Source organism: Streptomyces sp. NPDC004838 (genome assembly GCF_053600955.1).
On the sequence record NZ_JBSGAW010000013.1, the window covers coordinates 1 to 26,133 of the forward strand.

Genomic DNA, 26,133 nt, shown 5'->3' on the forward strand with positions numbered 1-26,133 from the left:
CGCTGACACGACGTGCTCTGTCTGCCACGGAAACCCCGGCACCATGCCTGACCAGCGACAACACGGCGATCAAGTGCGGAAAGACAACAGCTTCTCAGATGGGCACTCCCGCCCTGCGGACGCCACCGGGCCACCCCGCCTCTTACCGTCCCCCGGTCGCCCGTGGTCCGAATAGAGCCGTGGACGACTCCGCTACCCGCCCATGTCCTCGAACGGCTCGTCCCGCTCAGGGGCGAGGACATCCCCCTCGTCCGCCCGTACGCACCGCTGGACGACACCCTGCGGCTTCGTGCCGTGCAACAGCCGCGGCGACGGGTGCTCGTACAGACGGGCAGTGCGCTCGAACTCTCCTGTGTTCCCCTCACTTACGGAGCCGACCTGTGACCCCCGACGCGCTCACCTCGCCTCCACCCACAGCCTTCACAGCCACCTGCGTCGGCTGCGGGTCCGCGACGGCCGCCCCGGTGAGCGTTCGCTGGATTCCCAGCATCAGCGGGTCCGGAACAACTCTGTACGCGTGCCCCCGCTGCGCACCGACGCTCAGCCACGGACCCACCCCCGGCGAAGAGGCTCTGCGCAGGTACCGCGCGCCGAGCACGGAGTAGGACCCTCGTTCCGGGCCTTCCTGCACTCGATGAGCGAAGGAATGGGCCGGAGCGATCACCCCTCGGGCCGGTGTCGGTATCCACCGGACCGGGGAAGGAGGGGCACCCGTCCTCTCACGGCCCCGGTCGCCCGAGCCCCCGCAGCGGCGACCGGGGCCACATCACGTACTCATCCACGAGACGTTGAAGCGGTGACCCCCTGCCCTCGTTCCCCAGCGCGGCCCTTGCCGCCCGGTCGGGACCGGCGCCCCAGCGCCGCAGCCCGAACCGGACGGCAAGGGCCCGTTGCCTGACCTGGTGTTTAGAAGACGCGTGCGGGGGTTTTCACCACCCGGACTCCGGCTGTTCGTACGGTCGTGGCTGGCCGTGGGCGGTTGTCGCTGTCCGGGCTCGTAGCCCACCTGTCACGGTTTTGTCGCCAGTGGTCACCCGTGAGCGGCCTCGCCCGGCCCAGGAACGGCCCAGTCCGGGGACGCCCAGGAGACGGCTATCAGCGCTAGCCTCAGCCAGTGAGCCAATCGACAATACAGCTCCTTCTCGCAGCCCTTGGGGTGGGCGGAACGCTGACAGCAGCGATCTTGACGCAAGTCCTACAGAAGAGGGCCGAACGCGAACGGAGAACCGCCGAAGACCTCCGAAGATGGCATGCTGAACGGTTCCGTGTCGCGAAGGAGCTGCTTTACAAGATCAAGGAGACAGAACGCATTCTCTGGAGCGCGTGTGCCAGTCTTCCCAATGAAGATGAGTATTCGAGACTTCGGCGGGCCGGGCATACGACGCTGTTGAACGTTCCCCAGACCGATGTTCCTCCAGACTCCGACGATCCGGTGATCTTTGATGTCATTCACTTGGAAATCGTTCGAGAAGCGCTTACGCAGGCGTTCGGACTCCTTGAAGCAGCAGAGCATCTAACAGCCGAGATCTCTATCCTCTCTGATGGGGCTACACCGACTGCGGCAGCGGTCATGTTCGAGGCGGCGTGGGATGCGGTCGGTGCTGTAGAAACAACACGCGGCACACAAGACGCGGCGTTCGAAGCGGTCTTGGCTGTGAAGGAGCCAATAGCCAGGTTTCAGGCGGCCGTGCGGGACGAGCTTGGCGTAACCGGTCCGACTGTAGTTCGGTCCGGTCGTGGTCGGTTGGCTCGGTAGCCCCTAGATCAACTCATCACTCACCCCTGCTCCCATCCCGTCCGCCTTCGACCCACACACCGTGGAGCGGTCGTGGTTCAGGGCGTCAAGGTGGAGCGCGCCACTGCACGAACGACCTTGACGCCCTGGGCCGCGACTGCTCGGCTCTGCCTGGGGCGAAGGTGGTCGGGATGGGAGCTCCCGCGACGCTCGCCATGCTCCGGCGTGCACTTGCGAGCGGTGCCCCGTCCATCCCGGAGTCTGAGCGCCCCCGCCGGAGGCGTCGTCTTGGAGCCGCGGGTTTGGTTCTCGTCTCATGCCTCCGGGCCTATCCAGTTGTGGGCGCGCGTCGGCGGGGCAGCGCCGAGCGGGCCGAAGGCAGGAGCGCGGGCGCAGCCAGAGCCGGGAAGCGCGCCCGGCGGAGCGGAGCGCAGCCGGGTGCCTTGATGAAGTGAAGAAGGTTTGAACCGCCCAACGGGCGTGACGGAATATCAGAAGTCTGTTCCGCCCCCATCCCGTCTCACAGTGGGTACGAGACCTCCAGGTTCTCCCCGGGAAGGTGGAACTCTTCCAGCGCGAGCGGTTTGCCGTCCTCGGTGGTCGTGACCCGGAGGATGTGGAGTAGGGGTACGCCTTCCCCGAGTCGTAGTGCCTGGGCCTGGTCGGGGAGTGGCATTCGGGGGCGGACGTGTTCGGTGAAGCGGAGTTCGTGGCCCATGTCGGCGAGCGCCTGGTATAGCTCGGGCGTTGCGGGCAGGGGCTTGTCCTCGTACGCCGTGCCCACGAGGACCGAGAACGGGACGTAGGTCCTGTGGAGTTGGCGGAGTCGGCCCTGGTCGGCGGTCTGCAAGGCGTCGTGCGTGAGCATGGGCTCGCCCGGGGGGATACGCAGGAGGTCCGCGAGAGCGAGTGGGGCGTCTGTGCGGGTGATCGTCGAGTCTTCCGCGTCGGTCCAGCGGATGCCGTCGGCCTCGACGTACGCGCCATCAGGGGTGCGGCGGACTCCGCGTCGGCGGGTGAGGGTCGGGCGGTTGTGGGGGGAGCGGACGAAGGTGCCCCGGCCCATGATCGCTTCGACGAGACCGGATGCGCGTAGCTCAGTGATGCCCTGGCGCACGGTGGGTCGGGTCACGCTGAACTGCTTGGCGAGAGCTTCTTCCGAGGGGAGCGGCTGGCCCGCGGGGAAGGTGCCGTTGAGGATGCCTTCGCGCAGGTAGTCGGCGATCTGCCGGTACTTCGGCTGCGTCTTCTTCGGCGGCATACGGGCCCTCCGTGCCGTGGCGACTGCTCGGGTGTTCGTCCGGTTGGGCAGGTTGCCCAACGTCGTGGACAGCCTCGCTCATTACCTGCCGCTTGACAACCCGTAGTACGGGATGCACCCTTGAGCCTCAACCCGTACTACGGGTGGTCAGGCAACCCGAAGGGACGACCTTCAGGGTGTGACAGCAGAGGAGTTCAGCAAGTGGCAACCCTTCCGATCGACACTGCGAAGTTCACGGGGATGATCTGCGCGGTCGCGCCGTCCCCGCGTGTCGCCAACCGCGAGACCGGACAGCTCAAGATCGACCGCGAGACCGGCAAGACGATGTATCAGGTCGGCCTGTGCCTCATGAGCGGGGCGACGGCCGAGGTCGTGAACGTGAGCGTTCCCGGCGAGCCGACCGGCGTGCAGCTCGGTATGCCCGTGCAGGTGCGGAACCTCGTCGCCATGCCGTGGGAGAACGACGGACGGCACGGGATCGCCTTCCGGGCCGAAGAGATCAAGCCCCTTTCCGCTGCGGCCGGGAAGGGGGCCGGACAGTGACCGTCCTGGCCACCGACCACGATGCCGGTCCTGTCTGGCTGAGCTGGGTTCTGCTGGTGGCCGTGGTGTCGGGGGCGGGTCTGCTCATCGCGGGCCCGGCCCTGCGCCGCCGCTACCCGATCGGCTGGTGGCTGGTGTTCGGCTACCCGGTCGCCTGCCTTCGGGTCGTACGGACCTGGCGGGCGCTCATGGCCGGGTGCGGCCTGGCCGTGAGCCGCAAGGCCGCGCTGATCGTGGTCTCCGGGCTCGTCGGCAAGGGAGCGCCCCCACCCCAGCCGCACGTCCCCCGGCACGGAATCATCCGGCCGACCGGTGTGGGCTTCTGGATGCTGGTCCGGCTGCTGCCCGGCCAGACCCCGGAGGACTTCGTCAAGGCCGCGCCCGCCATGGCACACGCCTGGGAGGTGCACGCGGTGCGCGTGACCGTGTGGAAGCCCGGTGTCGTACGGATCGCGGCGTCCGCGACCGACCCGCTGCAAGCACCCCGAATAGCCAAACGAGCCGGTGACGGAAGGCTGTTACGTGTCGCCGTCGGAGCCCTGGAGACTGGCGCTCAGTGGGTCGTCGACCTGCGCCGCGTTCCTCACTGGCTGATCGTCGGTGCCACCCGGTCCGGGAAGTCGACGCTCGTCAACGCCTTGGTGGCCGGCCTGGCTCCGCAGCCTGTCGCCCTGGTGGGGATCGACTGCAAGGGCGGGATGGAACTCTCGCTCTACGGTCCCCGGCTCTCCGCACTGGCGACCAACCGTGCGCAGGCGGTCAAGCTCCTGTCGGCGCTCGTGGACCTGACCCTCGACCGGATGGCGGTCTGCCGTGCCGCGCACGTCCGGAACGTCTGGGGCCTGCCGGACACCACGCGGCCGGTCCCGGTGGTTGTGATCGTGGACGAGATCGCCGAACTCTTCCTCATCGCGAGCCGCAGCGAGAAGGACGAAGCGCAGGCGGCGGCCACCGCCCTCATCCGCCTCGCCCAACTCGGCGCGGCCCTCGGGGTCTTCCTCATCGTCGCCGGGCAGCGCGTCGGCTCCGACATGGGCCCCGGAGTCACCGCCCTGCGCGCCCAGCTCGCCGGTCGTGTCTGTCACCGGGTGTCCGATCCGGGCACGGCGGAGATGGCGCTCGGGGACCTCAACCCGGACGCGCTCAAGGCTGCTCAGGCGATCACGCCCGAACAGGCCGGTACGGCGGTCCTCGCCTCCGGCGACGGCTGGGAACGGGCCCGGTCCTTCCTCATCTCGGAAGCGGACGCGGAAGCCATCGCCGCTGAGAACGCGCACCTGACCCCGTGCCTGCCGCAACTGATCGACGCCATGGGCGGAACCCCTGACAGCCCGGATGTCCGTATCGAACGGATCGACCGCCCCGACGGCGAAACCGGCACAGGGGATGCGCCGTGCTGATCACCATGTCGGCCGTGCTCCTGCTCGGCCTGCTGATCTGGTTCCTCCTCCGCATCCGCTATCTGCGGCTGCCCGACGTCCTGATCTCCGGACTCTTCGGCTTCCTGCTGGCCACGACCGCAGCCGCGCCCGTCGTCCAGACGGCCATCGACGGAGTGAGCGGTCTCCTTGCTCAGCTCCGTTTCTGATCAACCACAGCACAGAAAGGAGAGGGGATCCATGCCCCCGTACACCATCCGCTCCGGTGACCGGAACGCGTTCATCACCGGACTCCGGGAGCTGGCGGACTACCTGACCACCCACCCCGGGGTGCTCGTCCCGCGTAACCCGTCCTTCGCCGTCCTGGTCCAAGCCGCTGACACCGCAGCGCGGGAAGAGGGCGCGAACTGGATCGCCATCCCGCTCGGCGTTCCGGTCGACGACATCGGCGAGGGCTACTACACGGCGTGCCGCGACTTCGGGCCGATCGCGTACCGCGTGTACGCGACTCCGCCCGGGGCACGGCAGTGACCGCGATCAAGACAGGTTCCCGACGGGGCGCGAAGTCGCCAAACCCGACCCCGTCAGGAACCCACTCCATCCGCCACGTACGCAGTGAAAGGAGTCGACACACATTGTCCACCAGGAAGCACCCGCGTACGCCCGTGTGCGGGCTGCGCGATGAAGAACGCGCGATGTGCGACGGCCGGGAACAGGTCGTCCTCGTCGCCCTCGACGGCACGGAACAGCGTCTCTGCCCGGCGCACGCTGCCGCGCTCTGGCTGACCGATCCGACGCTCCGCTTCAGCGCCAAGACACGTCCGCAGGCGATCGCTGCCGTCATGGGGCAGGCGTTCGGGGGTCCGCGATGACCGATCCCGTACGCCTTCCCCAGGGCGTGGCCGCTCTCGTCGAGCGCGCGACCACACCCGAGTTCGACGCCTGGCGGCGGAACGTCGTCGCACTCGGCGGCTGCACCAACCCGGTCCATCTCGTCGGCGAGACGGCCGTGTTCGACACGGCCACGGGTCAAGCACTGCTTACCTACTCCTCCGGAACCTACGGCGGTCGGCTGCTGGTCACCTGCGGCAACCGGCGGTCGGCGGTCTGCCCGGCCTGCGCTCATGTGTACCGGGGGGACACGTACCAACTGATCCGGGCCGGGCTCGTCGGCGGCAAGGGCGTCACGGAAGCGGTCGCCGGGCATCCGCAGGTGTTCGCCACGCTGACCGCACCCGGCTTCGGCCCGGTCCACGTACGACGTGACCGCAACGGCCGAGTGCACGCCTGCCGTCCCCGCTCGTCGGCGGACCGCTGCCCCCACGGTCGCCCGGCGGGGTGCCACACCCGGCACGAGCCCAATGACCCTCGGCTCGGCGAGCCGCTGTGCCCGCGCTGCTACGACTACGCCGGAGCCGTGCTCTGGCAGTCCCACGCAGGGCGGCTCTGGCACCGCTTCACCATCGAACTCCGCCGCGACCTGGCCCGGCAGGCAGGCATCTCCCGTACGGACTTCGCAGGGGCGGCCCGGCTCTCGTACGCCAAAGTCGCCGAGTACCAGCGGCGCGGCCTGGTCCACTTCCACGCGGTCGTACGCCTCGACGGCCCGGACGGCCCACACCAGGAGCCGCCCACCTGGGCCACGTACGAACTCCTCGCCGAAGCGGTCCGGACGGCGGCCGAACGAGTACGCCTGACCGCCCCCGGGCCCGGCATCATCGGTCCCCGCGTCCTCCGCTTCGGCGTCCAGACCGACGTACGGCCGATCACCGGCACCGGCAAGGTCGCCGGGTACATCGCCAAGTACGCCACGAAAGGAGCCGAAGCGGCCGGGGCGGTCGACGGCCGTATCCACTCCGGCAGAGACCTCGTCCTACTGCCGGTACGGGCCCATGCGCTCCGCATGATCGGTACCTGCTGGTGGCTCGGCGCACTCCAGCCCTTCGCGCCTCTTCAGCTCCGCCGCTGGGCACACATGCTCGGCTACCGCGGCCACTTCTCCACCAAATCCCGCGCCTACTCCACCACCCTGACCGCCCTCCGCAACGCCCGCACCGAACACCGCGCCCAACGTCAACGCGAAGCCCTCGGCCTGAGCGACCACTCCACCATCACGGTCGGCCACTGGCGCTACGCCGGACGCGGCTACACCCCCGAAGCCGCCCTCATCGCACCCCCGGCACCGCACACGAAGGGGGCCGTTCGATGACGCACACCGTGATCGCACGGAAGTGGCACACCACCGCCGAGGTCGCCGCCATGCTCGGCTTCGGCCTCTCCAAGACCAAGACCCTCGTCCTCACCGGAGAGATCCGCTCCGTCAAGGTCGGCCGCAACCGCCGCATCCTGGCGGCCTGGGTCGACGACTACATCCAGCGCGTCACGACCGACACCGAAGGGGCGCTGGCATGAGCGGCAAGCGTGGAAACGGCGAGGGCTCCATCTACCCGTACAAGAACGGCTACGCGGCCTACGTCTGGGTCACCAAACCGGACGGCACGCGGGCCCGGAAGTACGTCTACGGCAAGACCCGCGATGAGGTCCACAGCAAGTGGATCAAGCTTCACGCGGAGTCCAAGAAGGGGCCGGTGGCGACCTCGACACCGACGCTCGCGACGTACCTCGCCTACTGGCTGCGGGACGTGGTCGAGCCCAACCTCCGGCCGCTGACGGCGGCGACGTACGAGACGGCCGTACGGCTCTACATCGTGCCCTTCCTCGGCTCCCGGCGTCTCGACCGGCTGACCGTGCAGGACATGAGGAGCTGGCTCAACAAGCTCGCCGAAGCCTGCCAGTGCTGCGCACAGGGCAAGGACGAACGTCGGCCCGAGGAGAAGCGCAGGTGCTGCGCCATCGGGAAGTGCTGCCGGGGGACCCTCGCCAAGCGGTCCGTCAACGACGCGAGGACGGTCCTCCGGAGTGCCCTCACCAATGCCGTGGTGGAGGAGCGGATCTCCCGGAACGTCGCCCAGCTCGTCAAGGTCCAGCGTGCCCGGCGCAGGAAGCCCGACCCGTGGTCGGTGGAGGAGGCGTGCGCCTTCCTGGCGAATGCCCAGACCTGGCGGGACAGCCTCTACGCGGCGTACTCCCTGATCCTCGTTCTGGGCCTGCGCAAGGGCGAGGTACTGGGTCTGACCTGGTCGGATGTCGATCTCGAAGCGGGTGAGCTGCGGATCCGGCATCAGCTCCAGAGGGTCCGCCGACGTCTGATCCACACCGACACGGCCAAGACCGAGGCGTCCGAAGCGGTCCTCCCGCTGCCGGGTATCTGCCTGGCTGCCCTGCGGCTCCGCCGACAGGCACAGGAAGCCGCCCGGCTGAAGGCGGGGGAGCTGTGGGCGGAGTCGGATCTCGTCTTCACGACGCGGTACGGCACTCCGGTCGAGCCGCGTAACTTCAACCGCGAGTTCAACCGGCGGTGCGGTCGCGCCGAGGTGCGGATCATCCGCGTCCATGACACCCGGCACACCTGCGCCTCGCTTCTGGCGGCGCTCGATGTCCACCCGCGCATCGCCATGCAGATCCTCCGGCACTCGGAGATCGCGGTGACCATGGAGGTCTATACGCACGTTCCCTCCGCTGCGACCCGGAAGGCGCTCCGGAAGCTCGGCAAGGCCCTGGACGGCAGCAAGCCGAAGCCTGGGAAGGGCAAGGAGAAGAAGATCAAGAAGCGGCCAGGCGGTCGCCGGGAGCCGTAGCGGTTGCTGTACTCCGCTGCTGTATAGACACTCAGAGGGCCTAGCGAATGATCTCGCTAGGCCCTCTGACCAGTGTCGGGGTGGCGGGATTTGAACCCACGACCTCTTCGTCCCGAACGAAGCGCGCTGCCAAGCTGCGCTACACCCCGATGTCACCGGCTTCACGGCGACAACGATTACTTTAGCCCACCCGCGGCCCCAGGCGAAATCCGGTTTTCGTGGGCTGGAGCCGGTCCGGAAGGGGGCTACTCCCTCTCGACCAGGGTCAGGAGGGTCGCCTCAGGGGGGCAGGCGAAGCGGACGGGGGTGTAGCGGTTGGTGCCGCAGCCGGCGGAGACGTGGAGGTAGGCGGTGTTGCCCGATGCGTGGTGGTTGGAGAGGCCACGGGCGCGGTCCGTGTCGAGGTCACAGTTGGTGACGAGGGCGCCGTAGAAGGGGATGCGGAGCTGGCCGCCGTGGGTGTGACCCGCAAGGATCAGGGGGTAGCCGTCGGTGGTGAAGGCATCGAGGGTACGGAGGTACGGGGCGTGGACGACGGCCAGGGAGAGGGCCGCGTCGGGCTCGGGGCCGCCCGCGACCTTCTCGTACCGGTCGCGCTTGATGTGGGGGTCGTCAAGGCCGGTGAACGCGACCTCGCCGGCGTCCAGCTTCAGGCGGCCGCGGGTGTTGCTCAAGCCGACCCAGCCCGCGGCGTCGAACGCGTCCCGGATCTCCTGCCAGGGGTTGTGGACGGCGCCGACCGCGGGAGCGTTGCCGTTCAGGCCGTGGCGGCCCTGGGCCTTCTCCAGCAGGTAGCGGGCCGGGTTGCGGAGCTTGGGGCCGTAGTAGTCGTTGGAGCCGAACACGTACACCCCCGGGAACTCCATCAGCGGGCCCAGCGCGTCCAGGACCTCCGGGACGCCCTCCGGGTCGGAGAGGTTGTCGCCCGTGTTCACGACGAAATCGGGGCGCAGACCCGCGAGGGACTGGAGCCAGGCGCGCTTTTTGCGCTGGCCGCCGACCATGTGGATGTCGGAGACCTGGAGAACGCGGAGGGGGCGCATCCCCGTCGGGAGCACGGGGACCGTCAGCCGTCGGAGCCGGAAGGAACGGGCCTCGAAGGCGGCGGCGTAGGCGATGCCGGCTGCGCCGACTGCCGTGATTCCCAGGGGTACTCCGTAGCGTGCGCGCATGTGTCCATCGTCGCAGACCCGGAAGCCCCGGAAGAGCCAGGAGGCGGACGGGCGTTCGCCCGGCCCGGACGGTTGAGGCGCCAACGTCGAGTGCATGGCCTGGCGGGTCGTGGGAGCCGCGCCAAGTCCGTGCCGGCCGGATGCGGGCGCGATGCGGACCGGGCGGATGCGGACCGGGCCGGATTTTGTACCGGGCGGATGTGGGCCTGGCCCGATTCGTACCGGTCGGATGCGGGTCGCTCGGATCCGCGTCCACGGTTCACGCCCGCTGAGCCCGTGCTCGGACCGTCGGCCGCGTTCTCCGTTCGTACGGTCTTCTGGACCATTCAGGTCGGGGCCGGCCGGCCCCGTGTCGCACCGCCGGGTGGTCCCGCACCGGTCAGCCCGAGTCCCAAGGCGCACATACGGACGCCCCCGCCCGAAATGGTCGGGCGTTCCCGTCTCCCCACCTGCCACACTCCCTGTATGACTACGCTCAAGGCCAAGCTCAAGGAAGACCTCACCGAGGCGATCAGGGCGCGCGACGAACTGCGTTCGTCGACGCTCCGGCTGACCCTCTCCGCCATCACGAAGGAGGAGGTCGCGGGCAAGACGGCCCGCGAGCTGTCCGACGAGGAGGTGCAGAAGGTGATCGCCAAGGAGGCGAAGAAGCGCCGTGAGGCGGCCGACGCGTTCGCCCAAGGCGGCCGGGCCGAGCAGGCCGAGCGGGAGAAGGCGGAGGGGGTTCTCCTTGACGCGTACCTTCCGCAGCAGCTCAGCGACGACGAACTGCGCCAGATCGTGGCCGGGGCCGTCGAGGAGGCTCGGGCGGCCGGTGCGGAGGGGCCGCGGGCCATGGGGGCCGTCATGAAGATCGTCAACCCGAAGGTCGCGGGCCGTGCGGAAGGCGGCCGGGTGGCCGCGGCCGTGAAGCAGCTGCTCGCGGGCTGACGGATTCCGAGCGGCACCTCCATCCGCCGCGCGCATTCGCAGAGCGCACATCCGCAGGCAGGCAGGCAGACCGCACGACCGGAAGGCCAGGCTCCCGGAGATCCCCGAGAACCCGGAGATCTGGCCGAGACGCCGGGTGCCGGGACGCCGAGGCGGCTGGATCCGGGAGCCGATCCGCCCGACCCCGAGTTCCCGGCTCGCCCCGCGCCCCGCGCCCCGCGCCCCGCGCCCCGCGCCGCGAGCGCCGCGCCGCGAGCACCGCGCCGCGAGCACCGCGCCGCTCCGACGCCGAGGGGCCCAGGTCATCTCTCCCGACCCGGGCCCCTCCGCCGTTCTCCGCTTCAAGCCGCGCTCGTCACCGCTGAGCGCCGTCACCTTCGGTGACCGCGGCGCCGATCACCGTCACGGTTCGAAACCGCCGCCGCCGTCCCGGCCCACGCCGCCGGTGAGCAAGCCGCCGGTGGCGCTCGGTCCGCCGTCAGGGGTGCCTGAACCGCCGCCGCCGGTGGGGCCCTGAGCGCCGCCGTTGTCGCCGCCGCCGAGCAGGCCCGGTGCCGTGGAGATGCCGGGGATCGGGTTCTCGCCGGCGCCGCCGTTGCCCCTGTTGCCCCGGCCGCCCTCGCCGTCTCCGTCGCCCTCGCCGTCGCCCCTGTCACCGGGCTTGCCGTCGTCCGGGCGGTCCTCTTCCTCCGGCTGCGGAGGCTGCGGGATCGAGACGCTGTTGAAGGAAGGGGCCTCCTTGCCCGCGAGCGCGCCGGTCATCATGCTCCGCCAGATCGAGCCGGGGACCTCACCACCGAAGACCTTCGGCTTGTACCTGCCGCCGATGGTGATGTTCTCCATCTTCACCTGCTGGCTGGCGCTGCCCACCCAGACCGCTCCGGCGAGGTTCGGGGTGTAGCCGACGAACCAGGCGTTGCGCCGCTCGTCCGTCGTACCGGTCTTGCCCGCGTTGTCACGACCGGTCAGACCGGCCCTCTGGCCCGTACCGGAGTCGATCACATCGCGCAGCAGCGTGTTGATCGAGTCGGCCGTCCGCTCGCTCATCGCCCTCGTGCAGCTGCTCTTGGGCACTTCGAGGTTCTTGCCGTCCGCCGTACGGATCGACTCGATGGCGACCGGGGTGCAGTACGTGCCGCGGTTGGCGAAGGTCGCGTACGCGTTCGCCATGGTGAGCGGGGAGATGCCCCGCGAGCCGAGCGACATGGCCGCGGGCGAGACGGGCAGCTTCTCGCCGTCACCCTGCAGCACGCCGAGTTTGTCGGTCATGTTCACGACTGGGCAGAGACCGATGTCCGCGATCATCTGCACGAAGTACGTGTTGACCGACAGCGCCATCGCTTCCTGGAGCGGGTACGGCCCCTTCTCCGACTCCAGCTCGTTCTCCAGCTTGCTGCCCTCGGAGTTCACCCACGGTTTGCCGCTGTCACACGTCTGGATAGGGCTGGGGTACGGCATGGAGTACGGCGCCGCGTACGACTGGTTCACCGGCTTGCCCTGCTCCAGGGCCGCGGCCGCCACGAACGGCTTGAAGGTCGAGCCGACCGGGAAGCCGTAGTTCGACCCCTCCATCTTCTTGTCGACGGAGTAGTTGATCTGGGTCTCGTTCTTCCCGAAGCCGTACGGCTTGGACTGGCCCATCGCGAGAACCTTGCCGGTCCCCGGCTGGACCATGGTCACCGCGGTGGCGACCTTGTCCCCCTGGTACACGTACTCCTTGATCGCTTTCTGTGCAGACTCCTGCGCCTTCGGGTCCAGCGTGGTCTTGATTGTCAGGCCGCCCTGGTTCCAGAGCTTGACCCGATCCTGCCTGGTCTTGCCGAAGACCGGGTCGGACAGGAAGGTCGCGCGTACGTAGTCGCAGAAGAAGCCCGCGCCCCTGACCGCCGTGATGCAGCCGTTCTTCGGCTCGGTCTTCTTGAGCTGGATCGGGGTGGCCTTCGCCTTGTCCGCCTCGTCCTGCGAGATGTCACGGACGTCGGCCATGCGCTGGAGCACGATGTTCCGGCGCTTGGTCGCCTCCTCCGTGTCGTTGACGGGGTCGTAGCGGCTGGGGGACTGGACGAGGCCCGCGAGCATCGCCGCCTCCTCCAGCTTCAGGTCCTTGGCCTTCTTGGAGAAGTAGCGCTGGGACGCGGCCTCGACGCCGTACGCCTGCTGGCCGAAGAAGGTGATGTTGAGATAGTTCTCCAGGATCTTCTTCTTGCCCAGCTCCTCCTCGACCTGGATCGCGTACTTCAGCTCCTGGATCTTGCGGCCGAGTGTCTGCTGAGTGGCCTGGGCGACCTTGTCGGGGTCGTCGCCGGCCTCCTCCACGAAGACGTTCTTGACGTACTGCTGCGTCAGCGTCGACGCGCCCTGGGCGACACCGCCGGACTGGGCGTTGCGGTTGAGAGCACGGAGCACGCCCTTGAGGTCGATCGCGCCGTGCTCGTAGAAGCGCGAGTCCTCGATCGCGACGATCGCCTTCTGCATGTACGGCGAGATCTGGTCGAGGGGGACCACCGTGCGGTCGCGGCTGTAGACCGTGGCGATCTGGCCTCCGTTGGCGTCCAGGACGGTGGTGCGCTGGCTCAGCGGGGGCGTCTTGAGGTTCGCGGGGATCTCGTCGAACCCCTGGACCGTTCCCTTGGCCGCGAGCCCCAGCGCGCCGGCGGCGGGCAGGGCGATGCCCGCGAGCACCGCTCCCGAGAGCACGCTGACACCGAGGAACTTGGCGGCTTGCTGGGTCCCGGTCAGACCCCCACCCGAGCGCTTCTTCGACATGTAGTGCAGCCTACGTTCTCATTCGCCGGACATAGGTATAGGCCATGGCCTAAGCTGCTATCAACTGTCACAGCAGTGCGGTTGCGTATCAAGGCGATCCCGGAATCCACAGCAAGTTCGTGGCGTGTCCCATAGTCATCGGACGCCTGCGGCAGGGAAAGTGGAATCAAGCCTTCCGTGCCCGAATTCAAGCCGAATCCGCATTTTGTCTCACCCGATGTCTGCTGTGACTCGGCTGGTACGCCCCGAATTGTCGGGAAAGTTCGCTATGCCCTCAGCTCACTCCCCTGGGTGATCTGCCGCGTACCCATAGTCCGTTCGGGCCATTCGAGATTGGGCACGCAGGGGGTGTTGTACCGCGCCCGCCTTCCGTAACGTCCTCAACTGGCAGCGGTGAATATGCCGATGCCGCCGTGGGGGAGCCTCGATTCGGGAGAGGACGGCAGCCGGGATGGGCTGGGTAACCGACTGGAGTGCGCAGGCAGCCTGCCGCACTACCGATCCAGATGAACTGTTCGTACAAGGGGCGGCTCAGAACAGGGCCAAGGCGGTGTGCACCGGATGTCCGGTGCGGACCGAGTGCCTTGCTGATGCCCTCGACAACCGCGTGGAGTTCGGCGTTTGGGGGGGAATGACCGAAAGGGAGCGGCGTGCGCTGTTGCGCAGGCGTCCCACGGTCACTTCCTGGCGCAGACTTCTCGAAACAGCGCGAACGGAGTATGAGCGGAGCGCGGGCATCCTGCCCGTGGGCCTCGACGACGACGAGACGTACGAGGCATACGCGGCTGTGGGATAGCTCACACGGTCGTGAGGTGGTTCAGGGGCTCGTCCGGGGACGGCGCAGGGCCCTGTGGACCGCGTGGGGCGTGCGTATGGGGGCGTACGTACGCCAAGGTCGTCCATGCCCGTGTGTGCACATGGGGCGGGCAGCGGTAACGCGCGACGCGAAGTGGGGCCGTCGAGAGGCGGCGAACACGGGCGTACGCGGCGGTCGTCATGCCCGCGTGGCCGCACGCCCTTGTGCGACATCGTGTTCTGCCGTGACTTCGGGTTTCGCCCGGCGCGGCTTTCTCCGGCCCTGGCTGTGGGCTTGGGCTGCCTTGTCTGTCAACTGCCCTGCCCGCGCCCGTGCCTGTGAACCTGCCCTGACCGCGGGTTCGCGGCGCCCCGCTGGTCGGCGCCCCGGCCTGCCTCGAAGCGGCTGCTGACGAGGGGGCCGCCTTCGCGGTGTCCGAAGGAGCCTGGGTGCCGTGCGGTGTCCGACGGTGTTCTGTACGGCTCGGCCGAGACGGACCGGCCGTCGCCTAGCCGGTAGCGCTCCTGCCGCCGGTCGCCAACTGATCGCCGATGGCCCGCAGACCCGCCAGATCGTGTACGTCGCCTGGCAGGGCGGCTACTTGAGCCACCGCCACTTCGGGGTGGAGCGCGGTGAAGCGGTCGCGCGTCCGCTGCTCGCGCGCGAGCACCTGCATCCGTTCGGCGTGCAGGCGCAGCAGACCGGCCGTCAGCTGTTCAGTGGAGTGTCCGGTGTGATCCTCGGGGTCTTCCGGGTGTTCCAGGTGTTCAGGGGGCTCGGGGGTGCGGCGAAGTTCGGGAGAGTGGTGCGGGGAAGGGCTCACGGACGGGGTTTCGGGAGAGGCGCCCGTGGCCTCACGAACACCAGTCTTCCCCGGCCCCTGATCCACAATGCGGCCCCGTGCAAGATTTTCTGTGGCAGCCGGTGTGGCGTCCGTCTCCTCGTCCGTCGCGTTGCCGGTCGCGTCGTCCGTCGCGTCGTCCGTCTCTTCAGCCGTCGTCTGTACGTCTGTTTCTCCGGCCGGTTGGGCGGCAGGCGCGTCGGTCGCCGCATCGGCCGGTTCCCCGGCGGTCAGCGTCTCCGCGGCCGAGAGCGCCCGTTCGGCGGAGAGCCGGGCGGCGCCGCTGCCGTGGACCCGGTTGAGGACCAGACCGGCCAGGGGCATCCCCTCGTCGGCCAGCCGTTCCACGAAGTACGCCGCCTCCCGCAGCGCGTCCCGCTCCGGTGCCGCCACCACGAGGAAGGCCGTGCCGGGGGCCTGGAGGAGCCGATAGGTGGCGTCTGCCCTGGTGCGGAAGCCGCCGAACATCGTGTCCATCGCGGTGACGAAGGTCTGTACGTCACGCAGCAGTTGGCCGCCGAGAAGCTTGCCGAGCGTTCCCGTCATCATCGACATGCCGACGTTGAGGAACTTCATCCCCGCCCGGCCGCCCATCTTCGCCGGGGTCATCAGCAGCTTGATGAACTTCCCGTCCAGAAACGACCCCAGCCGCTTGGGCGCGTCCAGGAAGTCCAGCGCGCTGCGCGACGGGGGAGTGTCGACGATGATCAGGTCCCACTCGTCGCGGGCCCGCAGCTGGCCCAGCTTCTCCATCGCCATGTACTCCTGCGTGCCCGCGAAACCGGCCGACAGGGACTGGTAGAAGGGGTTCTCCAGAATCGCGCGGGCGCGTTCCGCGTCCGCGTGGGCCTCGACGATCTCGTCGAAGGTCCGTTTCATGTCGAGCATCATGGCGTGCAGTTCGCCCCCCGACCCTTGACCGTCGGCTTCTATGCCCTTGACCCGGCGCGGGGTGTTGTCGAGGGAGTCGATGCCGAGGGACTGGGCCAGCCGGCGCGCGGGGTCGATGGTCAGCACGACGACATGACGGCCGCGCTCGGCGGCTCGTACGCCGAGGGCGGCGGCGGTCGTCGTCTTGCCGACCCCGCCCGAGCCGCAGCACACGATGATGCGGGTGGCCGGATCGTCGATGAGCGGGTCGACTTCGAGGGGCGTGGCCGACGCGTCCAGGGTCATGAACCGGTCCCTTGCTTCCCTTGCTCGATCGCTTGCGGGTTCCCTTGCTTCTGCTGGTCCTGCTTCTGCTTCTGCGTCTGGTCCTGCGTCTCGTTCTGTTCCGGTGTCCGCGCTCGGTTCGGCGTGCGACTCCGTGTCTGCTGTGCCTGGTGCGTCGTTTGGCTGCGGAGTTCCCTCGCCAGCCGGTAGAGCCCCGCGAGGTCCACTCCCTCGCTCAGCAGCGGCAGTTCGTACGACGGCAGATCGAGGCGGTCCAGTGCGGAGCGCTGCTCGCGCTCCAGCTCGACGCGCCGGGCGTGGTCGGCGGCCTGGTGCAGCAGCGGGGTGACGAGCCTGGCCGCGCCGCTCACCCCGGCTCCGGTGAGCGCCTTGGCGATCTCCGTACGCCGGTCGCCCGCGGCGCTGCGTACAGCCTCCTCGTCGAGGATGTGCGGGCGGACCATGTTCACGATCACCCGGCCGACGGGGAGGTCGGCGGCGCGCAGTTCGGCGACGCCGTCCGCGGTCTCCTGGACCGGCATCTCCTCCAGCAGCGTCACCAGATGGACGGCTGTCTGGGGAGACTTGAGCACCCGCATCACGGCCTGGGCCTGATTGTGTATCGGGCCGAACTTCGCGAGCCCGGCCACCTCGTCGTTCACATTGAGGAACCGCGTGATCCGGCCGGTGGGCGGGGCGTCCATGATGACGTAGTCGTACACGTACGAACCCTGCTTCGTCCGCCGCCGCACGGCCTCGCACGCCTTGCCGGTCAGCAGCACATCGCGCACTCCGGGCGCGATGGTCGTCGCGAAGTCGATCGCGCCGAGCTTTTTGAGGGCACGTCCGGCGCTGCCGAGTTTGTAGAACATCTGGAGGTAGTCGAGAAGGGCGCGCTCGGCGTCGATGGCCAGGGCGAAGACCTCTCCACCGCCCGACGCGACGGCGATTTTCCGCTCCTCGTAGGGGAGCGCTTCCGTCTCGAAGAGCTGTGCGATGCCTTGCCTCCCCTCGACCTCGACGAGAAGAGTCCGCTTTCCCTCGGTCGCGAGGGCGAGCGCGAGGGCGGCGGCGACCGTCGTCTTACCGGTGCCACCCTTGCCGCTGACGACCTGGAGCCTGCTCACGCTTTCGAGCCTAACCAGTCGGGCCGCGCGCTACGCACGTGGTCGCGTGCGGGCTGCGTCACTCGGTGCCAGGTAGGTGACGGTGCAGGGGGGGAGGTACTGGGGAGGGGCGGCGCGGGGTTGGCGGGGTCGGGGACGACCGGGAGACGACGGGACCCGACCGCTGCCGGCCCGGCAGCGTCAGGTGACGGACCGCTGTCGGGGCCGGGCTGCGTCATGGGTCCGTCCGGTCCTACGGCTACAGTCGCCCCATGACCAAGTGGGAATACGCGACTGTGCCCCTTCTCGTGCACGCGACCAAGCAGATTCTGGACACCTGGGGCGAGGACGGGTGGGAGCTCGTCCAGGTCGTTCCCGGGCCCAACAACCCCGAGCAGCTCGTGGCGTACCTGAAGCGGGAGAAGTCCTGATGAGCGGAGTCGTCGACGCCAAGCTCGCCGAGTTGGGGCTGACGCTGCCGGAGGTCGTGCCTCCGCTGGCCGCGTACCAGCCGGCCGTGGTCTCGGGGCCGTACGTCTTCACGGCCGGGCAGCTCCCGATGGTGGAGGGAAAGCTCCCTGTCACCGGGAAGGTGGGCGCCGAGGTCACCGCCGAAGAGGCCAAGGATCTCGCCCGCGTCTGCGCGCTCAACGGCCTGGCCGCCGTGAAGTCGGTCATCGGTGATCTGGACCGGATCGCCCGCGTGGTGAAGGTCGTCGGCTTCGTGGCCTCCGCGAGCGACTTCACCGGGCAGCCCGGTGTCCTCAACGGCGCGAGCGAACTGCTGGGCGAGGTGCTCGGCGACAAGGGCGTGCACGCGCGCAGCGCCGTGGGCGTCGCGGTGCTCCCGCTGGACGCGCCGGTCGAGGTCGAGTTCCAGGTCGAGCTGGTCCAGGACTGATCCCGTACCGCCGGCGCCGAGTCGTCGGTCGGCACAAGGAGGTGTGAGGCGGCCGGGTCTCCCGGCCGCCTCACACCTGTAGTTCCTCGGTCTGGCCCGCCGCGTCCATCAGGCCCAATCCACCTGCATGGGCCATCTTCGTTCCACGTGAAACCGGGCGCCCCTCGAACATCTCGGCGGATTTGCATAGCATCCGGCCATGTCCAATGGTCAGTGGTATCCCCCGGAGTGGCCCGACAGGATTCGCGCGCTCGCGGCCGGTGAACTCACTCCCGCGCCGGCGAAACGGGCCGCGACCGTGCTGTTGCTGCGCGACACGACGGACGGCCCCGCCGTTCATATGCTGCGCCGCCGCGCCTCCATGGCCTTTGCCGGAGGTGCGTACGCCTATCCGGGTGGCGGCGTGGACGACCGCGACTCCCGGCCGGTCCGCTGGGCGGGTCCCTCGCGTACGGAGTGGGCAGCCCGGCTCGGTGTGGACGAGGCGTCCGCCCAGGCCATCGTGTGCGCGGCGGTCAGAGAGACCTACGAGGAGGCGGGCGTCCTCCTCGCGGGCCTCACCCCGGACACGGTCGTGGGGGACACGACAGGCGATGACTGGGAGGCCGACCGGCAGGCCCTGGTCGACCGCGAGCTGTCCTTCGCCGACTTTCTGGACCGTCGCGGTCTGGCTCTGCGCTCGGATCTGCTGGGGGCATGGGCCCGCTGGATCACCCCCGAGTTCGAGCCCCGCCGCTATGACACCTGGTTTTTTGTGGCGGCCCTCCCCGAGGGGCAGCGCACCCGGAACGCCTCCACCGAGGCCGACCGCACGGTGTGGATCCGTCCTGCCGACGCGACGGCCGGATACGACAAGGGCGAGCTGCTGATGATGCCGCCGACCGTCGCCACGCTGCGGGCCGTCGCCCCATACGCCACGGCCGCCGACGCGCTCGCCGCGGCGGAGGAGCAGGATCTGGCTCCCGTACTGGCCAGTGCCCGGGTGGAGGCGGGGAGCGGAGAAGTGGTGCTGAGCTGGCCGGGGCACGAGGAGTTCACCAAACACATCCCGAAGGGAGCGAAAGGAGCGACGGAACCTGTACGCCCCCGGGAAGCCGCAGGACATCCGGCAGCCGCAGGACCCCCGGCGCCGACGGGTCCTCTCGGGGGATCAGCAGGGCCGGCAGGGGGTTCGCGATGACCGATGCCGCCTCCCTGCCCGGACAGCCGCGCGGCGGTGCGCTCTCCGGCCCCGCCACCCCCCGCGCGGTCAACATCCTCGCGCCGAACCCGTCGGCGATGACGCTCGACGGCACCAACACCTGGCTCGTCTCCGAGCCGGACTCCGAACTGGCCGTCGTCATCGATCCCGGACCGCTCGACGACGTACATCTCCGTCATGTCATCGACACCGCCGAGCGCGCGGGCAAACGGATCGCGCTCACCCTGCTCACCCACGGCCACCCCGACCACGCCGAGGGAGCGGGCCGCTTCGCCGAGCTGACCCGTACGAACGTCCGCGCGCTCGACCCCCGGCTCCGGCTCGGCGACGAGGGCCTCGTGGCGGGGGCGTCGATCCGCGTCGGCGGCCTGGAGCTGCGAGTCGTCCCCACGCCCGGCCACACCGCGGACTCGCTCTGCTTCCATCTGCCCGCCGACCGCGCCGTACTGTCCGGGGACACCGTCCTCGGCCGCGGCACGACCGTGGTTGCCCACCCGGACGGGCGGCTCGGCGACTACCTCGACTCCCTGCGTCGGCTCCGCTCGCTGACGGTCGACGACGGCGTCCATACGATCCTGCCGGGCCATGGCCCCGTCCTCGACGACGCCCAAGGCGCGATCGAGTTCTATCTCGCCCACCGCGCCCACCGGCTCGCCCAGGTCGAGACGGCGGTCGAGAACGGCCACCGCGCTCCGGCCGACGTGGTGGCCCATGTGTACGCGGACGTCGACCGGTCCCTCTGGCCGGCCGCAGAGCTTTCGGTACGGGCCCAGCTGGAGTACCTCGGGGAGCACGGCCTCATCTGATTCCGCCCCCTCTCGGGAGGGAACCGCTCTCGGCCCCCCCGGCGTCGGAAGCCGCGAACCGTGTCTTACGCTCCGCCTACATCCGGCATTCGTCATGGGGGGCCACCATCGTGTTCGTACTCTTCATCCTGCTCATCATCGCCGCGGCCGTGCTGTACTTCGTGGGCCGGAGCAATGGGAGCGGGAAATTCAGGCTCGGTGCCCTGGGCGCGCTGATAGCGGGCCTCTTCTCCGGGATAGCCAGCTGTGTCCACGTCATCAGCGCCTATGAGGTCGGCGTCCCGGTCACTTTCGGCAAGGTCGGTTCGCCGATGACGTCCGGACTGAATGTGACCTCGCCGTTCACCAACGTCACCACCTTCTCCACCCGTCCCGTAGACCTCAATCTCTCCGACAAGGACGTGGTCGAGGTCCGGTCCCAGCAGGGCGGGGTGATGCATGTGGAGGTCACCGTGAAATGGGCGGTGACCCCGGCCAAGGCCGTCGAGCTGTACCGGCTCGCCGGCAGCGAGGACGCCATCCAGCAGCGGCTGGTCTTCCCGGACAGCCGGGAGATCATCCGTAACGTCTTCGCCCGCCACACCAGCGAGGAGGGCTACTCCTCCGCACGCGAGAAGATCAACACCGAGATCGCGGATCTGGTCAAGGAGCGACTGGCCCCGCGCGGTATCGCCGTCACCACGGTCAATCTGCGCAATGTGAAGCCGTCCGAACAGCTCCAGGAGCAGATCGACCGTAAGATCCAGCAGCAGCAGGCCACCGAGCGGGCCACGGAGGCGGCCCGCACCGCGAAGGCGGAGGCCGAGCGCCGCAGGATCGAGGCCGAGGGCATCGCCAAGGCGAACAGGATCCTCAACGAATCGCTCAGCGACAAGGTCCTGGCGAACCAGTGCATCGAGGCGTTCAAGGAGGCCGCGGCCAAGAACCCGGTGTACGCAGTGCCGTGCGGCAGTGGCGGCGGCAACCCGGTGATCGTGGACGGCAGCAAGCGGAACTGAGCCCCGCCGACCACGAGAGGGCGTCGACAACGAGAGGGCGTCCCCGGTGACCACCGGGGACGCCCTCTCGTACGTAAGTGCCCTCTCGTACGTACGCGATGTGGCGGCACGTACGCGGTTACGGCACGGTCTGTCGGCTGCCGCGCTGTCGGCTATCGCGCGGCCCGGCGGGCGCGCCTTCTCCGGCGTTCCGGTCCGGGTCAGCGCGAGCGCTTGGCCAGGCGTTCCACGTCCAGCAGGATCACGGCACGGGCCTCCAGCCGCAGCCAGCCGCGCTGCGCGAAGTCGGCCAGTGCCTTGTTCACGGTCTCGCGGGAGGCGCCGACCAGCTGGGCCAGCTCTTCCTGGGTCAGATCGTGGACGACGTGGATGCCCTCCTCCGACTGCACGCCGAAGCGGCGCGACAGATCGAGGAGCGCGCGGGCGACCCGGCCCGGAACGTCGGAGAAGACCAGGTCGGACATCTGGTCGTTGGTCTTGCGCAGTCGGCGGGCGACGGCGCGCAGCAGTGCGGTGGCCACCTCGGGCCGGGCGTTCAGCCAGGGCTGGAGATCGCCGTGGCCGAGGCCGAGGAGCTTCACCTCGGTCAGCGCGGTGGCGGTCGCCGTGCGCGGGCCCGGGTCGAACAGGGACAGTTCGCCGATCAGCTCGCCAGGACCGAGGACGGCGAGCATGTTCTCGCGCCCGTCGGGTGAGGTGCGGTGGAGCTTGACCTTGCCCTCGGTGACCACATAGAGGCGGTCACCGGGGTCGCCCTCGTGGAAGAGCGCGTCACCTCGGGCGAGTGTCACCTCGCTCATCGAGCCGCGCAGCTCCGCGGCCTGCTCGTCATCGAGCGCCGCGAAGAGCGGGGCGCGCCGCAGAACGTCGTCCACGAGTTCTCTCCTTGTCGACCTGCTCAGGGACCGTGGCCCCATGATGCCGGACCGCACCGCGCCCGTCCGGGGGACACCGCGTACGAGAGCTTCGTCGCGACGGGCCGGGCACGTAAATGTTCGTGCGATCAATCACAACAAGTTTGACGTACTGGAGTACCTGTTCGTGCGGCAGGGGCTCTATTGGGGCCGGATTGATCGTGGCCGGGGCGGATGTCAGCGGCGGACCGTAGGGTGGCCGGGTGTCCAATTCGCCGGTGAGAGCGCAGGCCAAGGGGGCCGAACGAGTGTCCGGAAAGCAGAGTTCCGCTGTGGGCGAACAGCTGTCAAATGATGCCCGAAATGCCGCAAAACAGACAAAAGTGTCGGCGCGGTTCGGGAAACCCGCGAAGCCCGAATCGCGGCTGGCGATGGTCCGCCGCGCCCGCCGGATCAATCGCGAGCTGGCCGAGGTCTATCCGTACGCCCACCCGGAGCTGGACTTCCGCAACCCCTTCGAGCTGCTGGTCGCCACGGTCCTGTCGGCCCAGACGACCGATCTGAGGGTGAACCAGACGACGCCCGCGCTCTTCGCGAAGTACCCCACGCCCGAGGACATGGCCGCCGCCGTGCCGGAGGAGCTGGAGGCGGTCATCCGCCCCACCGGCTTCTTCCGGGCCAAGGCCAAATCGCTCATAGGACTCTCCACCGCCCTCCGGGACACCTACGGGGGAGAGGTCCCCGGACGGCTGAAAGACCTGGTGACCCTGCCGGGCGTCGGCCGCAAGACGGCGTTCGTCGTCCTCGGCAATGCCTTCGGGGTCCCCGGCATCACCGTCGACACCCATTTCGGCCGACTGGTCCGCCGCTGGAAGTGGACCGAGCAGGAGGACCCCGAGAAGGTCGAGGCGGAGGTCGCCGCGATCTTCCCGAAGTCGGAGTGGACGATGCTCTCGCACCGGGTGATCTTCCACGGCCGCCGTGTCTGCCACTCCCGCAAGCCCGCGTGCGGCGCCTGTCCGATCGCGCATCTGTGCCCGTCGTACGGGGAGGGCGAGACCGACCCGGAGAAGGCGAAGCGGCTCCTCAAGTACGAGCTGGGCGGTCAGCCCGGCCAGCGGCTGAACCCGCCCCCGGACTATCCGGGCGAACCCGCCCCGGCGCTGGGGGAGTCGGCCGCACGGGAAACCGGGTGACGGAACGATCCGTGCGCCCTGGCGCGTTGTGGTACGAGGGGGGTGCCCATGCGGGCAGGAGACGACACGTACGAGAAGTCGTACCGCAGGATCTGTGAGGCCGAAGTGCACAACAGTCAGGTGTACGGCGCGACCGCGCCCGACGGCGGCCCGCGCGGCCATGAGGCGCGGCAGAGCGGTGGCGGTGCGCACGGGCCACAGGGCGGTGCGCAGGGACTTCACGAGGGTGCGCGAGGGTTTCCGGGCGGTCTCCACGGCCTTCCGGACACCGGGCGTCCGGAGACCGCGCACGCGCTTCGGCAGGGTGAGCAGGGCCGACGGGTTCCGCTGGGCCCGCCCCGGCCCTACAGCAGCGGGCACGGTCCGGAGGTGACGGTCTCGGCCGACGGGCTGCCGGGCTGGCTCGACCCGGTCGTACGGGTCATGGACACCGTCGAGCCCGCGCAGCTCAGCCGATTTCTGCCGCCCAAGGGCGGCGGCGGTCGGCAGTCCGCCGTTCTCATCCTCTTCGGCGAGGGCGTGGCCGGCCCCGAGCTGCTGCTGATGGAGCGCGCGGGCAGCCTGCGCTCGCACGCGGGGCAGCCCGCATTCCCCGGCGGTGCGCTCGACCCCGAGGACGGCGACCCGGCCACCACGGGACCGCTCAGGGCGGCGCTGCGGGAGGCCGAGGAGGAGACCGGGCTCGACCCGGCCGGCGTCCAGCTCTTCGGCGCGCTGCCCAAGCTGTACATCCCGGTGAGCAGTTTCGTCGTCACGCCCGTACTGGGTTGGTGGCGCACCCCGAGCCCCGTCGACGCGGTCGACCCCGCGGAGACGGCCCGCGTCTTCACCGTGCCCGTGGCGGATCTCACGGATCCGGCCAACCGTGCCACGACCGTGCACCCGAGCGGTCACCAGGGCCCGGCTTTCACGGTCGAGAACGCGTTGGTCTGGGGTTTCACGGCCGGCGTGATCGACCGCATCCTGCACTACGCCGGCTGGGAGCGGCCATGGGACCGTGCCAGGCAGCTCCCGCTGGACTGGCGTGCATGACAGGCTGACAACCCGGCCCGGCCCGGCCGGAGCGAACCCGGCAAGGAACCGGATCGATCATCCGGAGATGAAAGTACGAGGCGAACGACGGTGAACGTGCTGGACATCCTGTTGCTGGTCGCCGCCGTGTGGTTCGCGATCGTCGGCTACCGCCAGGGCTTCGTCGTCGGCATCCTGTCGGTGATCGGCTTTCTCGGCGGCGGACTGGTCGCGGTCTATCTGCTGCCGGTGATCTGGGCCGAGCTGACCGACGACTCCGAGGTCTCCACCACGGCCGCGGTCGTGGCCGTCGTCCTGGTGATCGTCTGCGCCTCGGTGGGCCAGGCGTTCACCACGCACCTCGGCAACAAACTCCGCCGGCACATCACCTGGTCACCCGCCCGAGCCCTCGACGCCACCGGGGGCGCGCTGGTCAACGTGGTCGCCATGCTGCTGGTCGCCTGGCTGATCGGCTCCGCGCTCGCCGGGACCGCCCTGCCCACCCTCGGCAAGGAGGTCCGCAGCTCCAAGGTGCTGCTCGGCGTGTCGCGTGTGATGCCGAACCAGGCGTCCACCTGGTTCACGGACTTCTCCTCCGTCCTCGCGCAGAACGGCTTCCCGCAGGTCTTCAGCCCGTTCTCCAACGAGCCCATCACCAATGTCCAGGCCCCCGACCCCGCGCTGGCGGGCAGCCCGGTCGCGGCCCGCGCCCAGCGGTCCATCGTCAAGGTCGTCGGCACGGCCAACAGCTGCGGCAAGGTCCTCGAAGGCACCGGATTCGTCTTCGGTGAGCGCCGGGTCATGACCAACGCGCATGTCGTCGGCGGCGTCGACGAACCGACCGTGCAGATAGGCGGTGTGGGCAGGCTGTACGACGCGAAGGTCGTGCTCTACGACTGGCAGCGCGACATCGCCGTACTGGACGTCCCCGACCTCAAGGCCACGCCGCTCGACTTCGCCGAAGCCGACGCGCGTACGGGAGACAGCGCGATCGTCGCGGGCTTCCCGGAGAACGGCGCGTACGACGTGCGCTCGGCCCGCGTCCGCGGCCGGATCGACGCCACCGGCCCGGACATCTACCGCCGGGGCACGGTCGGCCGCGACGTCTACTCCCTCTTCGCCACGGTCCGGCAGGGCAACTCCGGCGGCCCGCTGCTCACACCGGACGGCAAGGTGTACGGGGTCATCTTCGCCAGGTCGCTCGACGACCCGAACACGGGCTACGCGCTCACGGTGGACGAGATCACCGAGGATATCTCGGCCGGCCTGTCGGCGAACCAGGAGGTCGACACCCAGGGATGCGCGCTGTAGCCCTGCGGCGGCAAGCCCGGTGAGATGACCGCGGCCCGGTCCGGCCGCGCCGGGAATATGAAGGAGGCGTCACCCGTGAGGGTGGCCGCCCGTCAGCCGCGGGTATGCCGCAATCGAGCGGAAACCCAGCGTGCGCGACGCCTCAGGATCCGGGGAATCCCGATCCCCTGCGCAGGATGATCATGACCCTGGCCCTGCGGGCCATCGCTGTCATGGGTGCTCGGCCCATTGGCCGAGCGACGGTTGCGTGTCGCGTCACCATAGTCGTACGTCCAGCCCATACCGGGACGTCTGCCCGTGGCCCAAGGTCGGTAACCGTGTCAGGGGCGGCCAATTGGCCTATGCGCCAGGCACTTGGCTGTTCGTAGTACAAGTGTTCCCTGGGGGCTCCGGGGCGCGGGCGGTCGTATGTGTCACACCACGCGGTTCCTGTTCGGGGGCTTTTCGACCTGCCGCCGGTTGCTGACCTCCGG

At 69.3% G+C, this 26,133-nt stretch carries 27 protein-coding genes and 1 tRNA gene; 20 read left to right on the forward strand and 8 right to left on the reverse strand.

The annotated features are described in order from the left end of the window. Window positions 1–162: 162 nt before the first annotated feature. Together ACWEFL_RS16665 and ACWEFL_RS16670 are read left to right on the forward strand one after the other, a co-directional pair. Window positions 163–384 carry a hypothetical protein gene (locus tag ACWEFL_RS16665; protein WP_451712642.1) on the forward strand — a complete coding sequence of 74 codons (222 nt, stop codon included), beginning with the start codon at window positions 163–165 and terminating at the stop codon, window positions 382–384. A gap of 730 nt (window positions 385–1,114) precedes the next feature. After that, window positions 1,115–1,756, forward strand: coding sequence for a hypothetical protein (locus tag ACWEFL_RS16670; RefSeq protein ID WP_451712645.1), 642 nt, complete (start codon window positions 1,115–1,117; stop codon window positions 1,754–1,756). A 499-nt stretch (window positions 1,757–2,255) separates the two neighbouring features. On the opposite strand, the gene ACWEFL_RS16675 is transcribed toward ACWEFL_RS16670, so the two are convergent. Then, window positions 2,256–2,996, reverse strand: a complete 741-nt coding sequence (locus ACWEFL_RS16675; protein ID WP_451712647.1) for a GntR family transcriptional regulator — start codon at window positions 2,994–2,996, stop codon at window positions 2,256–2,258. A gap of 201 nt (window positions 2,997–3,197) precedes the next feature. On the opposite strand from ACWEFL_RS16675, the gene ACWEFL_RS16680 reads away from it, so the two are divergent. The 8 genes from ACWEFL_RS16680 to ACWEFL_RS16715 all read left to right on the forward strand — a co-directional run bounded on the left by ACWEFL_RS16680 (window position 3,198) and on the right by ACWEFL_RS16715 (window position 8,616). Then, window positions 3,198–3,539, forward strand: a complete 342-nt coding sequence (locus ACWEFL_RS16680; RefSeq protein WP_451712649.1) for an SCO3933 family regulatory protein — start codon at window positions 3,198–3,200, stop codon at window positions 3,537–3,539. Beyond that, complete coding sequence (locus ACWEFL_RS16685) at window positions 3,536–4,939, forward strand: FtsK/SpoIIIE domain-containing protein (RefSeq protein ID WP_451712651.1); 1,404 nt, start codon at window positions 3,536–3,538, stop codon at window positions 4,937–4,939. The genes ACWEFL_RS16680 and ACWEFL_RS16685 overlap by 4 nt, the downstream gene beginning before the upstream one ends. Then, on the forward strand, window positions 4,933–5,127 hold the full coding sequence (locus ACWEFL_RS16690; RefSeq protein WP_451712654.1) for a hypothetical protein: 195 nt from the start codon (window positions 4,933–4,935) through the stop codon (window positions 5,125–5,127). The genes ACWEFL_RS16685 and ACWEFL_RS16690 overlap by 7 nt, the downstream gene beginning before the upstream one ends. Before the next feature lie 31 nt (window positions 5,128–5,158). After that, window positions 5,159–5,449: a hypothetical protein gene (locus ACWEFL_RS16695; RefSeq protein ID WP_451712657.1), complete on the forward strand. Its 291-nt coding sequence runs from the start codon at window positions 5,159–5,161 to the stop codon at window positions 5,447–5,449. Window positions 5,450–5,553: 104 nt separating this feature from the next. Then, the gene (locus ACWEFL_RS16700; RefSeq protein ID WP_451712659.1) at window positions 5,554–5,790 is read left to right on the forward strand and encodes a hypothetical protein; all 237 of its coding nucleotides are present in this window, start codon (window positions 5,554–5,556) and stop codon (window positions 5,788–5,790) included. After that, complete coding sequence (locus ACWEFL_RS16705) at window positions 5,787–7,127, forward strand: replication initiator (RefSeq protein WP_451712662.1); 1,341 nt, start codon at window positions 5,787–5,789, stop codon at window positions 7,125–7,127. The genes ACWEFL_RS16700 and ACWEFL_RS16705 overlap by 4 nt, the downstream gene beginning before the upstream one ends. Continuing rightward, window positions 7,124–7,330 carry a helix-turn-helix domain-containing protein gene (locus tag ACWEFL_RS16710; protein WP_451712665.1) on the forward strand — a complete coding sequence of 69 codons (207 nt, stop codon included), beginning with the start codon at window positions 7,124–7,126 and terminating at the stop codon, window positions 7,328–7,330. Before ACWEFL_RS16705 ends, ACWEFL_RS16710 begins: the two co-directional genes overlap by 4 nt. Continuing rightward, window positions 7,327–8,616: a site-specific integrase gene (locus ACWEFL_RS16715; RefSeq protein ID WP_451712667.1), complete on the forward strand. Its 1,290-nt coding sequence runs from the start codon at window positions 7,327–7,329 to the stop codon at window positions 8,614–8,616. The genes ACWEFL_RS16710 and ACWEFL_RS16715 overlap by 4 nt, the downstream gene beginning before the upstream one ends. Before the next feature lie 75 nt (window positions 8,617–8,691). Here ACWEFL_RS16715 and ACWEFL_RS16720 read toward each other — a convergent pair. Both ACWEFL_RS16720 and ACWEFL_RS16725 read right to left on the reverse strand, forming a co-directional pair. Then, window positions 8,692–8,765: transfer RNA gene (locus tag ACWEFL_RS16720), tRNA-Pro, on the reverse strand. 96 nt (window positions 8,766–8,861) lie between these two features. Then, window positions 8,862–9,788, reverse strand: a complete 927-nt coding sequence (locus ACWEFL_RS16725) for a metallophosphoesterase (RefSeq protein ID WP_451712668.1) — start codon at window positions 9,786–9,788, stop codon at window positions 8,862–8,864. Window positions 9,789–10,253: 465 nt separating this feature from the next. On the opposite strand from ACWEFL_RS16725, the gene ACWEFL_RS16730 reads away from it, so the two are divergent. Next, entirely contained in the window at window positions 10,254–10,718 is a 465-nt protein-coding gene (locus ACWEFL_RS16730; RefSeq protein WP_451712670.1) for a GatB/YqeY domain-containing protein, read from the forward strand. Between the two features lie 402 nt (window positions 10,719–11,120). Here the strand turns inward: ACWEFL_RS16730 and ACWEFL_RS16735 are convergent, their stop codons facing one another. Then, the gene (locus ACWEFL_RS16735; RefSeq protein ID WP_451712672.1) at window positions 11,121–13,484 is read right to left on the reverse strand and encodes a transglycosylase domain-containing protein; all 2,364 of its coding nucleotides are present in this window, start codon (window positions 13,482–13,484) and stop codon (window positions 11,121–11,123) included. 451 nt (window positions 13,485–13,935) lie between these two features. Here ACWEFL_RS16735 and ACWEFL_RS16740 point away from each other — a divergent pair, with 451 nt between their 5' ends. After that, window positions 13,936–14,280 carry a WhiB family transcriptional regulator gene (locus ACWEFL_RS16740; protein ID WP_187283156.1) on the forward strand — a complete coding sequence of 115 codons (345 nt, stop codon included), beginning with the start codon at window positions 13,936–13,938 and terminating at the stop codon, window positions 14,278–14,280. Between the two features lie 508 nt (window positions 14,281–14,788). Here the strand turns inward: ACWEFL_RS16740 and ACWEFL_RS16745 are convergent. Together ACWEFL_RS16745 and ACWEFL_RS16750 are read right to left on the reverse strand one after the other, a co-directional pair. After that, complete coding sequence (locus tag ACWEFL_RS16745; RefSeq protein WP_451712675.1) at window positions 14,789–16,297, reverse strand: ArsA family ATPase; 1,509 nt, start codon at window positions 16,295–16,297, stop codon at window positions 14,789–14,791. Continuing rightward, entirely contained in the window at window positions 16,294–17,403 is a 1,110-nt protein-coding gene (locus ACWEFL_RS16750; RefSeq protein WP_451712678.1) for an ArsA family ATPase, read from the reverse strand. The genes ACWEFL_RS16745 and ACWEFL_RS16750 overlap by 4 nt, the downstream gene beginning before the upstream one ends. Window positions 17,404–17,654: 251 nt before the next feature. On the opposite strand from ACWEFL_RS16750, the gene ACWEFL_RS16755 reads away from it, so the two are divergent. The 5 genes from ACWEFL_RS16755 to ACWEFL_RS16775 all read left to right on the forward strand — a co-directional run bounded on the left by ACWEFL_RS16755 (window position 17,655) and on the right by ACWEFL_RS16775 (window position 21,288). Next, window positions 17,655–17,813 (forward strand): DUF4177 domain-containing protein, encoded by a 159-nt coding sequence (locus ACWEFL_RS16755; RefSeq protein ID WP_017947820.1) that lies wholly within the window; start codon window positions 17,655–17,657, stop codon window positions 17,811–17,813. Next, the gene (locus ACWEFL_RS16760; RefSeq protein ID WP_451712681.1) at window positions 17,813–18,283 is read left to right on the forward strand and encodes a RidA family protein; all 471 of its coding nucleotides are present in this window, start codon (window positions 17,813–17,815) and stop codon (window positions 18,281–18,283) included. The genes ACWEFL_RS16755 and ACWEFL_RS16760 overlap by 1 nt, the downstream gene beginning before the upstream one ends. 199 nt (window positions 18,284–18,482) lie before the next feature. After that, window positions 18,483–19,463, forward strand: a complete 981-nt coding sequence (locus ACWEFL_RS16765) for an NUDIX hydrolase (protein WP_451712684.1) — start codon at window positions 18,483–18,485, stop codon at window positions 19,461–19,463. Beyond that, window positions 19,460–20,290, forward strand: coding sequence for an MBL fold metallo-hydrolase (locus ACWEFL_RS16770; RefSeq protein WP_451712687.1), 831 nt, complete (start codon window positions 19,460–19,462; stop codon window positions 20,288–20,290). Before ACWEFL_RS16765 ends, ACWEFL_RS16770 begins: the two co-directional genes overlap by 4 nt. A gap of 110 nt (window positions 20,291–20,400) precedes the next feature. Next, complete coding sequence (locus tag ACWEFL_RS16775) at window positions 20,401–21,288, forward strand: prohibitin family protein (protein ID WP_451712690.1); 888 nt, start codon at window positions 20,401–20,403, stop codon at window positions 21,286–21,288. Window positions 21,289–21,488: 200 nt separating this feature from the next. On the opposite strand, the gene ACWEFL_RS16780 is transcribed toward ACWEFL_RS16775, so the two are convergent. Then, a complete protein-coding gene (locus ACWEFL_RS16780; RefSeq protein ID WP_003956804.1) occupies window positions 21,489–22,163 on the reverse strand; it encodes a Crp/Fnr family transcriptional regulator in 675 nt (224 codons plus the stop codon). 287 nt (window positions 22,164–22,450) lie between these two features. On the opposite strand from ACWEFL_RS16780, the gene nth reads away from it, so the two are divergent. From nth to ACWEFL_RS16795, 3 genes are all read left to right on the forward strand, one after another. Beyond that, window positions 22,451–23,338, forward strand: coding sequence for an endonuclease III (gene nth, locus ACWEFL_RS16785; RefSeq protein ID WP_451713021.1), 888 nt, complete (start codon window positions 22,451–22,453; stop codon window positions 23,336–23,338). Between the two features lie 327 nt (window positions 23,339–23,665). Continuing rightward, on the forward strand, window positions 23,666–24,370 hold the full coding sequence (locus ACWEFL_RS16790) for an NUDIX hydrolase (protein WP_451713024.1): 705 nt from the start codon (window positions 23,666–23,668) through the stop codon (window positions 24,368–24,370). Window positions 24,371–24,460: 90 nt separating this feature from the next. After that, entirely contained in the window at window positions 24,461–25,660 is a 1,200-nt protein-coding gene (locus ACWEFL_RS16795) for a MarP family serine protease (protein ID WP_451712695.1), read from the forward strand. 92 nt (window positions 25,661–25,752) lie between these two features. Here the strand turns inward: ACWEFL_RS16795 and ACWEFL_RS16800 are convergent, their stop codons facing one another. Next, window positions 25,753–25,941: a hypothetical protein gene (locus ACWEFL_RS16800; RefSeq protein ID WP_451712697.1), complete on the reverse strand. Its 189-nt coding sequence runs from the start codon at window positions 25,939–25,941 to the stop codon at window positions 25,753–25,755. Between the last annotated feature and the right edge of the window lie 192 nt (window positions 25,942–26,133).